The organism is Paracoccus sp. 228 (assembly GCF_000967825.1).
Classification (GTDB): Bacteria; Pseudomonadota; Alphaproteobacteria; order Rhodobacterales; family Rhodobacteraceae; genus Paracoccus; species Paracoccus marcusii.
The window spans coordinates 1076241-1092516 of sequence record NZ_JYGY01000001.1 but is presented as its reverse complement, the minus strand read 5'-3'; the positions used below and the strand labels follow the sequence as shown (position 1 = coordinate 1092516).

Sequence of the window (16276 nt, the reverse complement as noted above, 5' to 3'; positions counted from 1 at the left end):
CGCTGGATGTGAAACATGACGGGAAACATCTTATGGCCCTGTGGCCCCGATCTGCGTTGCGGCTCTGCCGCGGGATGGGCGGGACCATGATGCTGGTGGCGATGCTGGCCGCGGCGCCGGTGCTGGCGCAGGATGGCGGCCATGCCGACATCACGCAGCGCAGCGCGCCAAGCCCCGCGCCCAGCCAGATGAACCGCCCCGAGGCGCCGCTGATCCTGGCGCCCGACGATCCGGGCCGGCAGAGCCCCTCGACGATGTCGCTGACGGAATCGGGCGGCGTGAACGGTTTCGTCCCGGCCGAGGCCGCGCCGCCGGTGACGGCGGACCTGCCCTCGGCCAACCTGCCGGTCGTGGTCGAGCTGTTCACCTCTCAGGGCTGTTCGTCCTGTCCGCCGGCCGATGCGATGCTGACCATGTTGGCGGGACAGCACGACGTGCTGCCGCTGTCCTTCCATGTCGACTACTGGGACTATCTGGGCTGGGCCGACAGCTTTGCCCGGCCCGAATTCACCGAACGCCAAAGCGCCTATGCCCATGCGGTGGGCGAACGGTCCGTCTATACGCCGCAGATGATCGTGGACGGACAGGACACCGCGGTCGCACCGGGGCCCGCGCAGCTGATGGGCCTGATCGACGCCCACCGCTTTGCCCCCGCCGAGGTCACCATGCAGCGAGAGCGCACCGACGCCGGAGAGACGATCGAGCTGCAGCCCCTGTCCGATCTGGGCGGCAAGGTCGACGTGCTGCTGGTGCGCTATGCCCCGGAACGCCCCGTCGACATGACCGCCGGAGAGAACCGCGGCAAGACCGTCATCTATACCAACGTCGTCCTGGGGATGCAGCATCTGACGCGGTGGGACGGGCTGCAGCCCCTGCGCCTGACGGTGCGCGCGGACCTGGTCGGCGATGCATCCTTTCCCGACGACACGCGCCATGCCCTGCTGGTCCAGCAGATGATGGGCAAGCGTGCCCTGCCGGGACCGATCGTGGCGGCGATCCGGCTGGACTGACCCGACGCGTCTTGCACATCCTGCAAATCGGGGCCATCAGGCGGCATGGGCGATTTCATCAACCAAATCGCCGGGACCGAACAGGGGGCGCGGCTTGCGTCCATCCTGGCGATCACGGCGGCCTTCCTGCACGCGGTCTTCGGCGCGCTGCAGAAGGGGCGGCACGATCCCTGGATCAGCCGCGCCGCGATCGACCTGTCCTATCTGGTGCTGGCCCTGCCGGTCGCGCTGTTCCTGGTGCCGTGGCCCGATCCGCACCTGTGGCCGGTGCTGGCGGGCGCGATGGGCATTCACATTGCCTACAAGATCGCGCAGGCCAAGACCTATCAGCGGGGGGCCTTCACGGTCGTCTATCCCGTGGTGCGCGGTTCCGCGCCGCTGGTCGTCGTCCTGGTCGCGATGATCGTCTTCGACGAACGCTTCAACGCGGTGCAGTGGGTGGGGCTGGGCCTGCTGGTCGGCGGCATCTTCGGGCTGGCGCTGAACAGCCTGCGCAAGCTGAAGGTCGGTCGCGACACGCTGGTCCCGGCGCTTGCCTGGGCGCTGATCACCGGCGTGACGGTCGCGGCCTATACGACCTATGACGCCTGGGGCATCCGGCTGGCGGCGAACCCGTTCACGTTTCTGGCATGGTTCTTCGTGCTGGACGGCCTGTTCATGCCGCTGCTGAGCTGGCGCCGGCTGGCCGCCCTGCCGCGGGTCGAGGTCGCGCCCCTGGCTGCGCGCGGCATGATCGGCGCTGTGGTGGCGTTTGCCAGCTTCGGGTCGGTGATGCTGGCCACGCGCATCGACGACGTGGGTCGCGCCGCGGTGCTGAGAGAGACCTCGACCGTGTTCGCCGCCCTTGTGGGCTGGGTCATCCTGGGCGAAAAGGTGGGGCCGCGGCGCGTCGCGCTGATGGCGCTGATCGCGCTTGGCGCGGTCATCGTGGAATTCGCCGCCTGACGGGCGGCCACAGGAAGGCAGTCGGGATGGAAAACACGAAACCCTGGGTCAAGCCGGCGCTGGAGTTCGGCCCCCTGATCCTGTTCTTTGCGGTGTTCATGCTGTATCGCAACGACACCGTGACCATCGCGGGGGAAAGCTATGGCGGGTTCATCCTGGCTACGCTGGCCTTCATTCCCGCGCTGATGCTGACGACCGCGATCCAGTGGCGCATCACCGGCAAGCTGGCACCGATGCAGGTGGCCACGCTGGTGCTGGTCATCGTCTTTGGCGGGCTGTCGGTCTGGCTGAACGATCCGCGCTTCTTCAAGCTGAAGCCCACGATCATCTACCTGCTGTTCGCGGCCATCCTGGGCGTCGGCCTGATGCTGCGCCGCAACTGGCTGGGCGCCGTCCTGTCCGAGGCGTTGCCGATGGATGCGGAAGGCTGGCGCAAGCTGACGCTGCGCATGGCGCTGTTCTTCGTGGCGCTGGCCATCGCGAACGAACTGGTCTGGCGCAACCTGTCGGACAGCACCTGGGTCTGGTTCAAGACCTTCGGCCTGCCGGTGCTGCTGTTCGCGTTCCTGCTGGGCAATGCGAAACTGTATCGCGATCATGCCTTGCCCACCAAGGACGACGCCCAGCCCTAGGCCCGCATTCCGCCCAGGGACACCGGCCTTGCCCGCAGCCGCGACCAGCGCGGCTGTGGCCGCAGCGGCAGGTGATGGCGCAGCAGCCCCAAGGGCAGGGCCCAGGGGTGGCACAGCGCCGCACGGTAGAAGGCGAACAGTCCCTGGCGCCGATAGGGCGTCCAATGCGACATCAGTCGGGCTCCGCGGGCGGTGGGAAAGCCCAAGGTCTCCAGCGCCTCGAGGGTGGCGGCATCGTCGATCTGCAGGTCGACCCAGTTGGCGCGGGCCTGCGCCAGTCCTGCACCAAGCGCCTGCCTGCGCCCGCGCGACAGCAGTTGTTCCAACGCGAAATCGAACAGGTCGTTTTCGCGGGCGGTGACGTTCAGCACCTCGGCCATGCGGCCCGCCGGACTGTCCAGCGCCGATTGGGCGGCGTCCTGGAATTCGGCGGCGTTCAGCAGAACGATCCGGCCGATGCTGCCGGGCGCGGCATGGGCCAGCGCCTGCAGCGCCACGCGGCCGCCAAGCGAATGCCCGATCAGCCCGATGGGCCGCCCCGCAAGCGTCGCCAGATCGTCGATCATCGCGCCCAGGTCCGCCCCGGCCCCGGCGGCGCGGTCATAGGCATAGCGCAGTCTGCCCCGCGCCTCCCACCCGCAGGCCAGGGCCAGGCCTTCGGACGGATCGCCCTGAAAGCCCAGCTGCTGCGGCCACGAGATGCCGCCGGGACCGGCTTGGGGCGACAGGATGTGTCGGTGCGGGTCATGCGCCGGATGGGCCGGGGAATAGCGATAGCCGTGCAGCATTACCAGGACCGGCGCCCCCGCGGGCAGGCGGCGCGCGGCGTCCCGCAGGGCAGGGGGCACAGGCTGGTCGGCATCCATCCGCATCACGGGCATCGCGGCCTCCGTTCCCGGTCGATCCCGGACTAGGGACAGGCTGCGACGGGCGCGTGAAAAATCTGTTAATGCTGCGTGACGTTGCGCGGCTGCCGCAAATTCGCCCATGCCGGGCCCGGATCGTTTTCGGCATTGAATTTTGATGGGTTCCACCGCTATGTTGGCCCCATGCGCAGGGCTGCCCGCAACCGGGGGTTGCCACGCGCCGAAAGTTTCGCAGCGCGGCACCTCTGATCCCGATACCGGGCAGCCATGTGTCCCGCGGAAAACCAAGCCTCCGTCGCGCCACCGCATTGCGGGGCGGCGCAGGAGGTCAGATGAACAGCGGCCCCGCCTTGCGGCATCGGGCCATCCTAGGGAACAGACGCGATGACGCGCGCTTTGGACGGCAGACTTCGGGACGGGCGGGCAGGATGCCCCGTCCGACCGGACGTCTTCGACGGTGACGCGCCCGTGTCCTCATCACACCGCAGACCGAACCGGGGGATGCCGATGGCGCCGCCCGGTCTTCGGCTGCGCGAAAGACATAACAATGGCAATGAAAATGCTGATCGACGCCACCCATGCCGAGGAAACTCGGGTGGTCGTGGTCGATGGAACCAAAGTCGAGGAATTTGATTTCGAGACGGCCAACCGGCGCCAGATCGCCGGGAACATCTACCTGGCCAAGATCACGCGGGTCGAGCCCTCGCTGCAGGCGGCCTTCGTGGATTACGGCGGGAACCGCCACGGCTTCCTGGCCTTCGCGGAAATCCATCCGGACTATTACCAGATTCCCGCGGCCGACCGCGAGGCGCTGAAGGCCGAGGAACGCGCCGATGCCGAGGCCCAGGAGGCCGAGGAGGAGCGTGGCCGTTCGCGCCGCAAGCCGCGCGCCGAGGCGGTCGATGCCTCGGACGAGACGACGACCGACGACGCGGGCCAGGACGCGACCGACAAGGACGACGAGATCGAATCGGTCGCCGACGAGGACGTGACCGAGGAGGTCCGCGCGCCCCGAAAGCCGCGTGCGCGCCGCTACAAGATCCAGGAGGTCGTCAAGGTCCGCCAGATCATGCTGGTGCAGGTCGTCAAGGAGGAGCGTGGCAACAAGGGTGCCGCGCTGACCACCTATCTGTCGCTGCCGGGCCGCTACTGCGTCCTGATGCCCAACACCGCGCGTGGCGGCGGCATCAGCCGCAAGATCACCAATGCCGCGGATCGCAAGAAACTCAAGGACATCGCGGGCGAACTTGATGTGCCCAAGGGCGCCGGCCTGATCATCCGCACCGCGGGCAGCGAGCGCACCCGGATGGAGATCCGCCGCGATTACGAATACCTGCTGCGCCTGTGGGAGCAGATCCGCGACCTGACCTTCAAGTCGATCGCACCGGCCGCCATCTATGAGGAAGGCGACCTGATCAAGCGCAACATCCGCGACCTGTATTCCAAGGACATCGACGAGGTGCTGGTCGAGGGCGAGCGCGGCTATCAGCAGGCGCGCGATTTCATGCAGATGATCATGCCGACGCATGCCGACAGCGTGAAGCATTACCAGGACCAGATGCCGCTGTTCGCGCGCTTCCAGGTCGAAAGCTATTTGGCGGGCATGTTCAACCCGGTCGTGCAGCTGAAATCGGGCGGCTACATCGTCATCGGCATCACCGAGGCGCTGGTCGCCATCGACGTGAACTCGGGACGGGCCACCAAGGAGGGCTCGATCGAGGAGACCGCGCTCAAGACCAACCTTGAGGCCGCAGACGAGGTCGCCCGCCAGCTGCGCCTGCGCGACCTGGCCGGGCTGATCGTCATCGACTTCATCGACATGGACGAGCGTCGCAACAACGCCGCCGTGGAAAAGCGCATCAAGGACAAGCTGAAATCCGACCGCGCCCGCATCCAGATCGGCCGCATCTCGGGGTTCGGCCTGATGGAGATGTCGCGCCAGCGCCTGCGCCCCGGCATGCTGGAATCGACCACGCAGCCCTGTGCGCATTGCCACGGCACCGGCCTGATCCGCAGCGATGACAGCCTGGCGCTGACCATCCTGCGCGCGATCGAGGACGAGGGCACCCGCAAACGTTCGCGCGAGGTTCTGGTCAAGGCGCCCGTCGCCGTCGCCAACTTCCTGATGAACGCCAAGCGCGAGCATGTCGCGGGCATCGAGGCGCGTTACGGCCTGTCCGTGCGCGTCGAGGCGGACCCAGCACTGGTGTCCCCGGACTTCGCGATCGAGAAGTTCAAGACCGCGACCCGCGTGCTGCCCGAGCCCAGCCACGTTCCCCTGGGCGTCAATGCCGACCTGATGGCCAGCATCGACGAGGAGGAGGACCTGGACGTCGTCGAGCCGCAGGAGGAGCCGGTGGCCGAGGTCGTCGAGGCGTCCGAACCCGCCGCCGAGCCGCGCGCCGAGCGTCCCGCCGATGCGGACGCGGATGGCGAGGGTCGGTCGCGTCGCCGCCGTCGTCGTCGTCGTCGGAAATCCGGCGAGCGTCCCGAGGGCGAGGATCAGCGCGCCGATGACGATCAGGACGACGAGGGCGAGGACCAGTCCGACGAGGACGTAGCAGCCCCCGCCGCCGCCGAACCGGTTGCCGCAGCTGCCCATGATCAGCCCGAGGCCGATGCGCCCCAGGCCGAGGAGGAGGCACCTGCCGGTCGCACCCGGACGCGTTCGCGCGGCCGGTCGCGGTCCAGAAAGCCGGTCAATGCGCAGCCCCTGGCCGAGGTCGTTGATCTGCAGGACAGCCAGGATGCCCGCGCCGATGCGCTGCCCGGCCTGAACGCCGCCCCCGTCGCCGCCGAAGCGGTGGCCGAGGCGCTGGTCGAGACCGCCGCGGCCCCGGTCGATGCGGCACCCGCGGAGCCCGAACCGCAGGCCGAGGCTCAGCCCGAACCCGTCGCCGAGGCCGCGCCCTCCAAGCGGCGCGGATGGTGGTCGGGCCGGTAAGGTTCGCTGAACCAGGGGCGCGGTGGCAACACCGCGCCCCTTTTGCCATCCGGCCCACGCATCCGTGACGCCATGGCCCCTGTCCTTTGCATCCCCACCCGCTAAGGTGTCGCGATGTTGGGAATCGAACTCGCCACCGCCGCCTTCCTGCCTGCCGCCTTCGTGGCGTTGCTGGCGGGTGTCCTGTCCTTCCTGTCGCCCTGCGTGCTGCCGATCGTGCCGCCCTATCTGGCCTACATGACCGGGGTGGGGGTGAACGGGCTGAAGACCCGCGAACGCAGCGCCGTCGTGCCCGCGCTGTTCTTCGTGCTGGGCCTGTCGACGGTCTTTCTGGTGATGGGCTTCGCCGCGTCGGCCTTCGGACGCGCCTTTCTGCAGTATCAGGACATCCTGGCCCGCGTCGCCGGTGTCATGGTGGTGGTGATGGGCCTGCATTTCCTGCACGTCATCCGCATCCCCCTTCTGGACCACGAGGCCCGGCTGCAATCGGGCCAGCAGGGCGGCGGCGCGTTGGGCGCCTATGTGCTGGGGCTGGCCTTCGCCTTTGGCTGGACGCCCTGCATCGGCCCGCAACTGGGCATGATCCTGTCGCTGGCGGCCACCGGGGGCGAACTGTCCCGCGGAACCGCACTGCTGGCGGTCTATGCCCTTGGGCTGGGGATCCCGTTCCTGCTGGCGGCGATCTTCATCAACCGGGCCATCGGCTTGATGAACCGCATCAAGCCGTACCTCAAGACCATCGAACGCGTCATGGGCGCGCTTCTGGTCGTCGTGGGTGTCATGCTGCTGACCGGCGCCTTCTCTGCCTTCAGCTTCTGGCTGCTGGAGACGTTCCCCGCCCTGGCCACCCTGGGCTGAACCGCACGGCCGGCGCAGCCGGCACTGGGCCGGGCGGCAGCGCGCCGGAGGCCGCTTGCGGGCTCCGGCCCCGTTGCGCGATCACGTTGCGGCGCGCGCCCCGCCCCGCGGACAATCTCTGGTAGCGCGCCTGCGACAATCGCGCTATCCTTGTGCCCAGATCCGGGCAAACCGGACAGGACAGAGGCAGTGACGGCGGTATTCCCATGACCGAGATGGTCTTCGGCACGACGCCCGTTCGGGCGGGCGACCCGATTCTTCCACGCTGGTGGCGAACCCTGGACAAATGGTCGTTGACCTGCGTCCTTGGCCTGTTCGCCATCGGTCTTCTGCTGGGGCTGGCCGCATCGGTGCCCCTAGCAGAAAAGAACAACCTGCCGCGGTTCTACTATGTCCAGCGGCAGATGGTGTTTGGGGGAATGGGCCTGTTCGTGATGCTGGTCATCTCGATGCTGACCCCGCGCCAGATCCGCCGCATCGGTGTTCTGGGCTTTGCCGTGTCCTTCATGCTGATCCTGGCCCTGCCGATCATCGGCACCGACTTCGGAAAGGGTGCGACGCGGTGGCTGTCGCTTGGCTTCGTGTCGGTGCAGCCGTCGGAATTCCTCAAGCCGGGCTTCGTGGCGCTTTGCGCTTGGTTCATGGCCTCGGCGCAGGAACCGGGCGGCCCTCCGGGGCGGATCTACTCCTTCGGCGCCGCGATGACGATCGTCATCCTGCTGGCCCTGCAGCCCGACTTCGGCCAGGCATCGCTGGTGCTGTTCTCGTGGCTGGTGATGTATTTCGTCGCCGGATCGCCGGTCATCCTGATCGTCTGCGTCGCGGGACTGGCCGGGATGGGCGGTCTGTTCGCCTATAACGCGTCCGAACACTTTGCCCGCCGGATCAACAGCTTCCTGTCATCGGAAATCGACGCGAACACCCAGATCTACTTTGCCACGAACGCCATCCAGGAGGGCCGCTTCTTCGGCGTCGGCGTGGGCGAGGGGACGGTGAAATGGTCGCTGCCCGATGCGCATACCGACTTCATCATCGCCGTCGCGGCCGAGGAATACGGCTTCATCATGGTCCTGGCGATCATCCTCCTCTACATGACCATCGTCATGCGCTCGCTGCTGCGGCTGGTACGGGAACGCGATCCGTTCGCCCGCATTGCCGGCACGGGCCTGGCCTGCGCCTTCGGCGTGCAGGCGCTGATCAACATGGGCGTCGCGGTGCGCCTGCTGCCCGCCAAGGGCATGACGTTGCCCTTCGTCAGCTATGGCGGCTCGTCCATGATCGCGTCCGGCATCGCGCTTGGCATGCTGCTGGCGCTGACCCGCACCCGTCCGCAGGGCGAGTTCGCCGAAATCCTGCGCCGGTCCCGCTGATGGCCGCCCCTCTTGCCCTGATCGCCGCCGGAGGCACCGGCGGCCACATGTTTCCGGCCCAGGCCCTGGCCGAGCTGCTGCTGGCGCAGGGCTGGCGCGTCAAGCTGTCAACCGATGACCGCGGTGCGCGCTATGCCGGCGGCTTCCCCGAGGCGGTCGAGCGCCAGGTCGTGAAATCCGCGACCACCGCGCGCGGCGGCCTGTCGGGCAAGCTGGCGGCACCGTTCAAGATCGCCGCCGGGGTGCTGGCCGCTCGCCGGGCCTTCCGGCGCGACCGCCCGGCGGTTGTGATCGGGTTCGGCGGCTATCCGACCATCCCGGCGCTGTCGGCGGCGCATCTGATGGGCCTGCCGCGGATGATCCACGAACAGAACGGCGTCATGGGTCGGGTGAACCGGATGTTCGCGGCGCGCGTGCACCGCGTGGCCTGCGGCACCTGGCCCACGATCCTGCCGCAGGGCATTTCGGGTCAGCACGTCGGCAACCCGGTCCGCGGCGCGGTCCTGGACCGGGCCGCCAGCCCCTATGTCGCGCCGGGCGAGGGGGCGCTGAACCTGCTCGTCATCGGCGGCAGCCAAGGGGCGCGCGTCCTGTCGCAGGTCGTGCCCGCCGCCATCGCCGGCCTGCCTGCGGACCTGCGCGCCCGTCTGCAGGTCAGCCACCAGGCCCGCCCCGAGGATGCCGATCAGGTCACGGCCGCTTATGCCGCAGCCGGCATCGCAGCCGAGGTTCAGCCCTTCTTCACCGACGTGCCGGACCGCATCGCGGCCGCGCATCTGGTGATCAGCCGGTCGGGCGCATCGTCGCTGGCCGACATCACCGTGATCGGCCGCCCGGCGATCCTGATCCCCTTTGCCGCCGCCACCGGCGATCACCAGACCGCGAATGCGCAGGCGCTGGCCGATGCGGGCGCGGCGCATGTCCATCCCGAATCCGTGCTTGACGCGGACAGCCTCACGCGCGACATCCGCGCGATCCTGACGGACCCCGCCCAGGCCACGGCCATGGCGCAGGCGGCCCTGACCCTGGCGCGCCCCGACGCGGCGCGCCGCCTGTACGACCTCGTCGAGGAGATCACGCGATGAACGCAGCGACAAAACTGCCCGGAGAGCTGGGCCCCATCCATTTCGTGGGCATCGGCGGCATCGGCATGTCGGGCATCGCCGAGGTGCTGCTGACCCTGGGCTATCGTGTCCAGGGCAGCGATTCCAAGAAATCCAAGATCACCGACCGGCTGGAGACCCTGGGCGCCACCGTCTTCGAGGGCCAGCGCGCCGAGAACGTGGCGGGCGCAGGCGTCATCGTCATCTCGACCGCAATCAAGAAGGGCAACCCCGAGTTGGAGGAGGCCCGCCTGCGCGGCCTGCCCATCGTGCGCCGGGCCGAGATGCTGGCCGAACTGATGCGGCTGAAATCGAACATCGCCATCGCCGGCACGCATGGCAAGACGACGACCACCACGATGGTCGCGACGCTGCTGGATGCGGGCGGGCTGGACCCCACGGTCATCAACGGCGGCGTGATCCACGCCTATGGCTCGAACGCGCGGGCCGGTGCGGGCGAGTGGATGGTGGTCGAGGCCGACGAATCCGACGGCAGCTTCAACCGCCTGCCCGCCGACATCGCGATCGTCACCAATATCGACCCCGAACACATGGAGCATTGGGGCAGCTTCGATGCGCTGCGCCAGGCCTTCACCAACTTCGCGTCATCGGTGCCGTTCTACGGCCTGGCCGTCTGCTGCACCGACCATCCCGAGGTGCAGGCGCTGGTGGGTCGGTTGACCGACCGCCGCGTGGTGACCTTCGGCTTCAACGCGCAGGCCGACGTGCGGGCGATGAACCTGACCTATGACAAGGGCATCGCGCATTTCGACATTGCCCTGCAGGGCGAGGCGACCGACGGTCCGATCCCGATGATCGAGGGCTGCACCCTGCCCATGCCGGGCGACCACAACGTCTCGAACTGCCTGGCGGCCGTGGCCGTCGCACGCCACCTGGGCATCAAGAAATCCGAGATCCGCACCGCGCTGGCGAAGTTCGGCGGCGTCGGCCGCCGCTTTACCCGCGTCGGAGAGATCAACGGCGTGACCATCATCGACGATTACGGCCACCACCCGGTGGAGATCGCCGCCGTCCTTAAGGCCGCGCGCCAGGCCAGCACTGGCCGCGTGATCGCGGTTCACCAGCCGCACCGCTATTCGCGCTTGTCGAACCTGTTCGAGGATTTCTGCACCTGCTTCAACGAGGCCGACGTGGTCGCCATCGCCGACGTCTATTCCGCCGGAGAAGAGCCCATTCCCGGCGCTTCGCGCGACGACCTGGTGGCGGGGCTGATCGCCCACGGCCACCGCCACGCCCGCGCCATCCTGTCCGAGGACGACCTGGAGCGACTGGTCCGCGAACAGGCGCGGCCCGGTGACATGGTTGTCTGCCTGGGGGCGGGCACGATCTCGACCTGGGCCAACGGGCTGCCCGCGCGGTTGCAGGGCCAGGCCGCGTGACGGCCACGCCCGATCTTGCGATCCTGCCGCTGCTGGCGCTGGCGGGGGCGGCGGTCTGGCTGACGCTGGCCTGCCTGACCCCGCGCCTGAACCGCCGCTGGCAGCGACGCGCCAGTTGGGTCCTGGTGCTGGCAGGCGTCCCGGTTCTGGGCTGGCTGACGCTGGAATGGGGACCGGGCCTGGGCGTTCTGGGCTTTGGACTGGGTCTGCTGATGCTGCTGGGCCGTCCGACCGCGCGGCGCCGCGCGGCGCGGCTGCCCACGCCCGCCCCGATGAACACCGCCGAAGGACAGCGATGAACCCCTGGATCATCGCGGGCCTGTGCCTGTCGGGCGCGGGCGTCATCGCCTGGGGCAGCGCGCGGCTGCAGCTGCGCTGGCCGCTGTTGATCCTGGCGGTGCTATTGGCGGCCATCGCGCTGCAGCTGTTTCGGGCGGCGCAGGGGCAGGGGGGCTTTCACGACCTGGCGGCCGTCGTCGCGCAAAGCTTTACCGTCCTGCCCGCACTGCTGGGCATGGTGACCGGGCTGGCACTGGCGCGGATCCGCGGCCACCGCCTGGCGTGGCGCAGCCCCCAGATCGTCCTGACGCTGGCGTCGATGCTGGTCGCGGGTCTGGCCGCCGCGGCGACGCTGGTCCTCTAGTCCCGCGGTTGACGGACGGGGCGCCGCTGGCTACCACCCAAGGCCATGAGCATCGACCTTCCCACCCCCCGCGGCAGCCTGATCCCTGACAGAACCCTTGACGGCCTGACCTGGCTGCGCGTCGGCGGCCCCGCCGACTGGCTCTTCCAGCCCGCGGACGAGGATGACCTGGCCGATTTCCTGGCCGCGCTGGACCCCGGTGTCCCGGTCTTTCCGATGGGCGTGGGCAGCAATCTGATCGTGCGCGACGGCGGCATCCGCGGCGTGGTCATCCGCCTTGGCCGCGCCTTCAACAGCGTCGAGATCGACGGCGACACCGTCACCGCGGGTGCCGCGGCGCTTGACGCACAGGTCGCGCGGCGGGCGGCGGAGGCGGGGCTGGACCTGACCTTCCTGCGCACGATCCCGGGCAGCATCGGCGGCGCGGTGCGGATGAACGCGGGCTGCTATGGCAGCTATGTGGCCGACCACCTGATCGACGCGCAGGCCGTCACGCGGCAGGGCGCACGCGTCACGCTGACGCCCGCCGATCTGCGTTTCGGCTATCGCGAGACGCATCTGCCGACCGATTGGGTGATCACCAGTGCCCGGCTGCGCGCCGCGCTGGGCGACCCCGACCGGCTGCACGCCAAGATGGCCGATCAGCTGGCACGGCGCGATGAAAGCCAGCCCACCCGCGAACGCAGCGCCGGTTCGACCTTTCGCAACCCGGCGGGGTTCAGCTCGACCGGGCAGGCGGATGACGTGCATGACCTGAAGGCATGGTCGCTGATCGACCGGGCGGGGCTGCGCGGGCACAGCTGGGGCGGCGCGCAGATGTCGGAAAAGCATCCGAACTTCCTGCTGAACACCGGCGGCGCGACCGCAGCCGAGCTGGAGGCCCTGGGCGAACTGGTCCGGCGCCGCGTGCTGGAGGAGAGCGGCCACGACCTGCAATGGGAGGTCATCCGCATCGGCGACCCCGGTCCCGACACGGACTGACGCCCGCTGCGCAACATTCTGCGCAGACAGCCGAAATTGAGCTTTTGCGGTTCGCGCTTTGCTTGTAACCTGATGCGACATGACGCCTTCGTTCAAGGGGGCGCGGACCAGATCAAGCCCGGATCAACCGGGCACGAAAGGCGAAAAGTGGCGGGCAGGTCGAGCAGGACAGCCCACTCGGTCGCTGTTCTGATGGGCGGACCCTCGGCTGAACGCCAGGTGTCGTTGTCGTCGGGACGCGAATGCGCAGATGCGCTGCGGGTGGCGGGATATCAGGTAACCGAAATCGATCTTGGCGCCGCGCGCGGGGACGAGATCGTCCGGCGTCTGGCCGATGCCGCACCCGACGTCGTCTTCAACGCCCTGCATGGCCGGTGGGGAGAGGACGGCTGCGTCCAGGGCCTGCTTGACTGGCTGGACCTGCCTTATACCCATTCGGGCGTGCTGGCCTCGGCGCTGGCGATGGACAAGACGCGCGCCAAGCAGGCGTTCCGCGCCGCCGGTCTGCCCGTGGTCGAGAGCGTCATCGCTGACGCCGCCGAGGTGCGCCTGCGCCACGTCATTCCGCCCCCCTATGTGGTCAAGCCCAATGACGAGGGATCGTCCGTCGGCGTCTATATCGTCCATGACGGCGCCAACCAGCCGCCCGCGCTGTCCGCCGATATGCCCGAGCGCGTGATGGTCGAGACCTATGCCCCCGGGCGGGAGCTGACGACCACGGTCATGGGCGACCGCGCGCTGGACGTGACCGAGATCCTGACCAGCGGCTGGTACGATTACGCCGCGAAATACACCGTCGGCGGGTCGCGCCACGTGATCCCCGCGGACATTCCCGACGATATCCGCGCTGCCTGCCTGGAGATGGCCGTGCGCGCGCACAAGGCGCTTGGCTGCACCGGCCTGACGCGCACCGATTTCCGCTGGGACGAGACGCGCGGCGTGGACGGGCTGATCATCCTGGAGCTGAACACCCAGCCCGGCATGACGCCGACCAGTCTTGCCCCCGAACAGGCGGCCCATGCGGGCATCGACTTTCCCGCGCTGATGCGCTGGATGGTGGAGGACGCGCTGTGCCGGTCGTGATCGATCACCGTCCCGGAAAGCAGATCACCCCGCCCGCCGCGCGGCAGCGCCGCGACCCCGCGCCGTCGCGCCTGAAGTACCGCCTGGAGCGGATGTGGCTGACGCCGCTGTACCGCCGGGTGTTGCGCGTGGGCCTTCCGGCCTTTGCCATCGCGATGATCGGGGGGCTGTGGCTGGCCGACGAGGACCGTCGCGCCGCGCTGAACGACACCGTCGCCAGCGTGGTGACCAAGGTCCAGAGCCGCGACGAATTCCAGGTCCGCATCATGACGATCGAGGGGGCGACCCCGGTGGTGGACCGGGCCCTGCGCGCGATGCTGCCGGTGGATCTGCCGGCCTCCAGCTTCGATATCGATCTGGCGGCGCTGCGCCTGCAGGTGCTGCAGCTGGACGCGGTCGAATCCATCGACTTGCGCATCAAGCCGGGCGGTATCCTGTCGGCGGTGGTCAAGGAACGCGAACCCGCGATCCTGTGGCGCCACGCGCGCGGCATCGACATGCTGGACGCCGGCGGCCATCGCGTGGCCAGCCTGACCTCGCGCGAGGTGCGCGCCGACCTGCCGCTGATCACCGGAGAGGGGGCGGATCTGGCCACGACCGAGGCGCTGGCCCTGTTCGACGCCGCGGGTCCGATCCTGCCCCGCGTGCGTGGCCTTGTGCGGCGCGGCGAACGGCGGTGGGACCTGGTGCTGGATCACGGCCAGCGCATCCTGCTGCCCGAGACCGGTGCGGTGATCGCGCTGGAGGCCGCGATCGCAATGGATCGGGCCGAGGACATGCTGGGCCGCGACATCACAATCGTCGATCTGCGCGACCCGACGCGGCCCGTCCTGCGGTTAGGGATCGACGCGCGCAACACGATACGCACCGCACGCGGGCTGCCGCTGCTGGGACCCGATGGCAGCGTGCTGCCCGATGACAAGAAGACGGAGGGCTGAGGAATGGTGGACCTGTATCAGACGCAACGCGCGATGCGTAACATCCGCCGGGCGGCCCTGCAGCGGGGCGTGATCGGCATCCTGGACATCGGCACGTCCAAGATCGCCTGCCTTGTCCTGCGCATCGACGGCAATGGCACCTTCCGGGAAACCGACGGCGTGGGCCCGATGGCGGGGCAGGTCAATTTCCGCGTGATCGGCGCGGCATCGACCCGGTCGCGCGGGATGCGCCGCGGCGAGATCGAGACCATGGCCGAGACCGAGCGCGCGATCCGCACGGTCGTCGCCGCCGCGCAGAAGGTCGCGGGCGTGCGTGTCGATCACGTCATCGCCTGCCTGTCGGGCGGCCGGCCGGCCTCGTATGGCCTGGCCGGAGAGATCGTGCTGGAATCCGGCAAGGTCGGCGAACATGACGTGGCTTCCGTGCTGGCCGCCTGCGACGCGCCCGATTTCGGCCGCGGCCGCGAGGTGCTGCACGCGCAGCCGGTGAATTTCGCGGTCGACAACCGCAGCAACCTGGCCGACCCGCGCGACCATCTGGGCAACAAGCTGTTCTGCGACATGCATGTGCTGACCGTGGACGGCGATTCCATCGGCAACCTGGTCCAGTGCATCCGCCGCTGTGATCTTGAACTGGCGGGGATCGCCTCGGCGCCCTATGCCTCGGCCCGCGCGTCGCTGGTCGAGGATGAGCAGGAGCTGGGCGCGGCCTGCGTCGATTTCGGCGGTGGCGGCACCGGCGTGTCGATCTTCGTCAAGAAGCACATGATCTTTTCCGATCACGTGCCCATCGGCGGCAACCTGATCACCCAGGACATCGCCCAGGGTCTGCGCGTCAGCCTGCCCGTGGCAGAGCGCCTGAAGACGCTGAACGGGGGCGTCGAGGCGACGGGCCGCGACGACCGCGACATGATCGAGGTCGGCGGAGAGACCGGGGACTGGGAGGCGGACCGCCGCCAGGTCAGCCGCGCCGACGTGATCGGCGTGATGCGCCCCCGCGTCGAGGAAATGCTGGAGCATGTCCGCGAGGTGCTGGATGCGGCCGGGTTCGACTGGATGCCCAGCCAGCAGATCGTGCTGACCGGGGGCGGCAGCCAGATCCCAGGCCTGGACGGTCTGGCGACGCGCATCCTGGGTCCGAACGTGCGCTGCGGGCGGCCGCTGCGCATCGACGGTCTGGCCCATCAGCTGACCGATCCCAGCTTTTCCAGCGCCGTCGGCCTGGCGCTGTTCGCAGCACATCCGCAGGATGAATGGTGGGATTTCGAGATGCCGGCCGACCGCTATCCCGCGCGCAGCCTGCGTCGCGCCTATCGCTGGTTCAAGAACAACTGGTGATTGCACCACCTTGGTTCTGGGGGGTGGCAAGGGTTTTCCCACCACATTCGGAAGACATGGCAAGATGCCGCCTATTTCAAGGGTAGCCCCTCCAGATTTTGCGAAACGCCCGGCTTTTTCGGGTGACGGAACTGGTGCCAATTGTTACGGTAACCATTAAGAAAC

Annotated in this window: 15 protein-coding genes; 14 read left to right on the top strand and 1 reads right to left on the bottom strand. The window is 68.7% G+C overall.

Translation table 11 applies throughout. From position 1 onward, the window contains the following. The first annotated feature begins 32 nt into the window (after positions 1-32). Genes SY26_RS05340 through SY26_RS05330 form a run of 3 tightly spaced genes read left to right on the top strand, consistent with a single transcriptional unit; the run spans position 33 to position 2587 of the window. Complete coding sequence (locus SY26_RS05340) at positions 33-1010, top strand: thioredoxin family protein (RefSeq protein ID WP_157020402.1); 978 nt, start codon at positions 33-35, stop codon at positions 1008-1010. 45 nt (positions 1011-1055) lie between these two features. Then, on the top strand, positions 1056-1955 hold the full coding sequence (locus SY26_RS05335; protein WP_045999525.1) for a DMT family transporter: 900 nt from the start codon (positions 1056-1058) through the stop codon (positions 1953-1955). A 26-nt stretch (positions 1956-1981) separates the two neighbouring features. Further along, complete coding sequence (locus SY26_RS05330; RefSeq protein ID WP_045999524.1) at positions 1982-2587, top strand: inner membrane-spanning protein YciB; 606 nt, start codon at positions 1982-1984, stop codon at positions 2585-2587. Here the strand turns inward: SY26_RS05330 and SY26_RS05325 are convergent. Further along, complete coding sequence (locus tag SY26_RS05325) at positions 2584-3468, bottom strand: alpha/beta fold hydrolase (RefSeq protein WP_045999523.1); 885 nt, start codon at positions 3466-3468, stop codon at positions 2584-2586. The two genes, SY26_RS05330 and SY26_RS05325, sit on opposite strands and share 4 nt — an antisense overlap. Before the next feature lie 532 nt (positions 3469-4000). Between SY26_RS05325 and SY26_RS05320 the strand changes: the two genes are divergently transcribed. The 11 genes from SY26_RS05320 (at position 4001) to ftsA (ending at position 16111) form a co-directional block, all read left to right on the top strand. Then, complete coding sequence (locus tag SY26_RS05320) at positions 4001-6397, top strand: ribonuclease E/G (RefSeq protein WP_045999522.1); 2397 nt, start codon at positions 4001-4003, stop codon at positions 6395-6397. Between the two features lie 114 nt (positions 6398-6511). Beyond that, a complete protein-coding gene (locus tag SY26_RS05315) occupies positions 6512-7255 on the top strand; it encodes a cytochrome c biogenesis CcdA family protein (RefSeq protein ID WP_045999521.1) in 744 nt (247 codons plus the stop codon). A gap of 206 nt (positions 7256-7461) precedes the next feature. Further along, the gene (gene ftsW, locus SY26_RS05310; protein ID WP_045981139.1) at positions 7462-8625 is read left to right on the top strand and encodes a putative lipid II flippase FtsW; all 1164 of its coding nucleotides are present in this window, start codon (positions 7462-7464) and stop codon (positions 8623-8625) included. Next, entirely contained in the window at positions 8625-9710 is a 1086-nt protein-coding gene (locus SY26_RS05305; RefSeq protein ID WP_045999520.1) for a glycosyltransferase, read from the top strand. The genes ftsW and SY26_RS05305 overlap by 1 nt, the downstream gene beginning before the upstream one ends. Further along, positions 9707-11128, top strand: coding sequence for a UDP-N-acetylmuramate--L-alanine ligase (murC, locus tag SY26_RS05300; protein WP_045999519.1), 1422 nt, complete (start codon positions 9707-9709; stop codon positions 11126-11128). Before SY26_RS05305 ends, murC begins: the two co-directional genes overlap by 4 nt. Beyond that, positions 11125-11427: a DUF2484 family protein gene (locus SY26_RS05295; RefSeq protein ID WP_064503538.1), complete on the top strand. Its 303-nt coding sequence runs from the start codon at positions 11125-11127 to the stop codon at positions 11425-11427. Before murC ends, SY26_RS05295 begins: the two co-directional genes overlap by 4 nt. Then, complete coding sequence (locus SY26_RS05290; RefSeq protein WP_045999518.1) at positions 11424-11771, top strand: hypothetical protein; 348 nt, start codon at positions 11424-11426, stop codon at positions 11769-11771. The genes SY26_RS05295 and SY26_RS05290 overlap by 4 nt, the downstream gene beginning before the upstream one ends. Positions 11772-11816: 45 nt before the next feature. Next, a complete protein-coding gene (gene murB / locus SY26_RS05285; RefSeq protein ID WP_045999517.1) occupies positions 11817-12752 on the top strand; it encodes a UDP-N-acetylmuramate dehydrogenase in 936 nt (311 codons plus the stop codon). Between the two features lie 147 nt (positions 12753-12899). Continuing rightward, positions 12900-13835 carry a D-alanine--D-alanine ligase gene (locus tag SY26_RS05280; RefSeq protein ID WP_194885292.1) on the top strand — a complete coding sequence of 312 codons (936 nt, stop codon included), beginning with the start codon at positions 12900-12902 and terminating at the stop codon, positions 13833-13835. Then, positions 13823-14773, top strand: a complete 951-nt coding sequence (locus tag SY26_RS05275) for a cell division protein FtsQ/DivIB (protein WP_045981145.1) — start codon at positions 13823-13825, stop codon at positions 14771-14773. Before SY26_RS05280 ends, SY26_RS05275 begins: the two co-directional genes overlap by 13 nt. A 3-nt stretch (positions 14774-14776) precedes the next feature. Beyond that, positions 14777-16111, top strand: a complete 1335-nt coding sequence (gene ftsA, locus SY26_RS05270; RefSeq protein ID WP_045981146.1) for a cell division protein FtsA — start codon at positions 14777-14779, stop codon at positions 16109-16111. Positions 16112-16276: the final 165 nt, after the last annotated feature.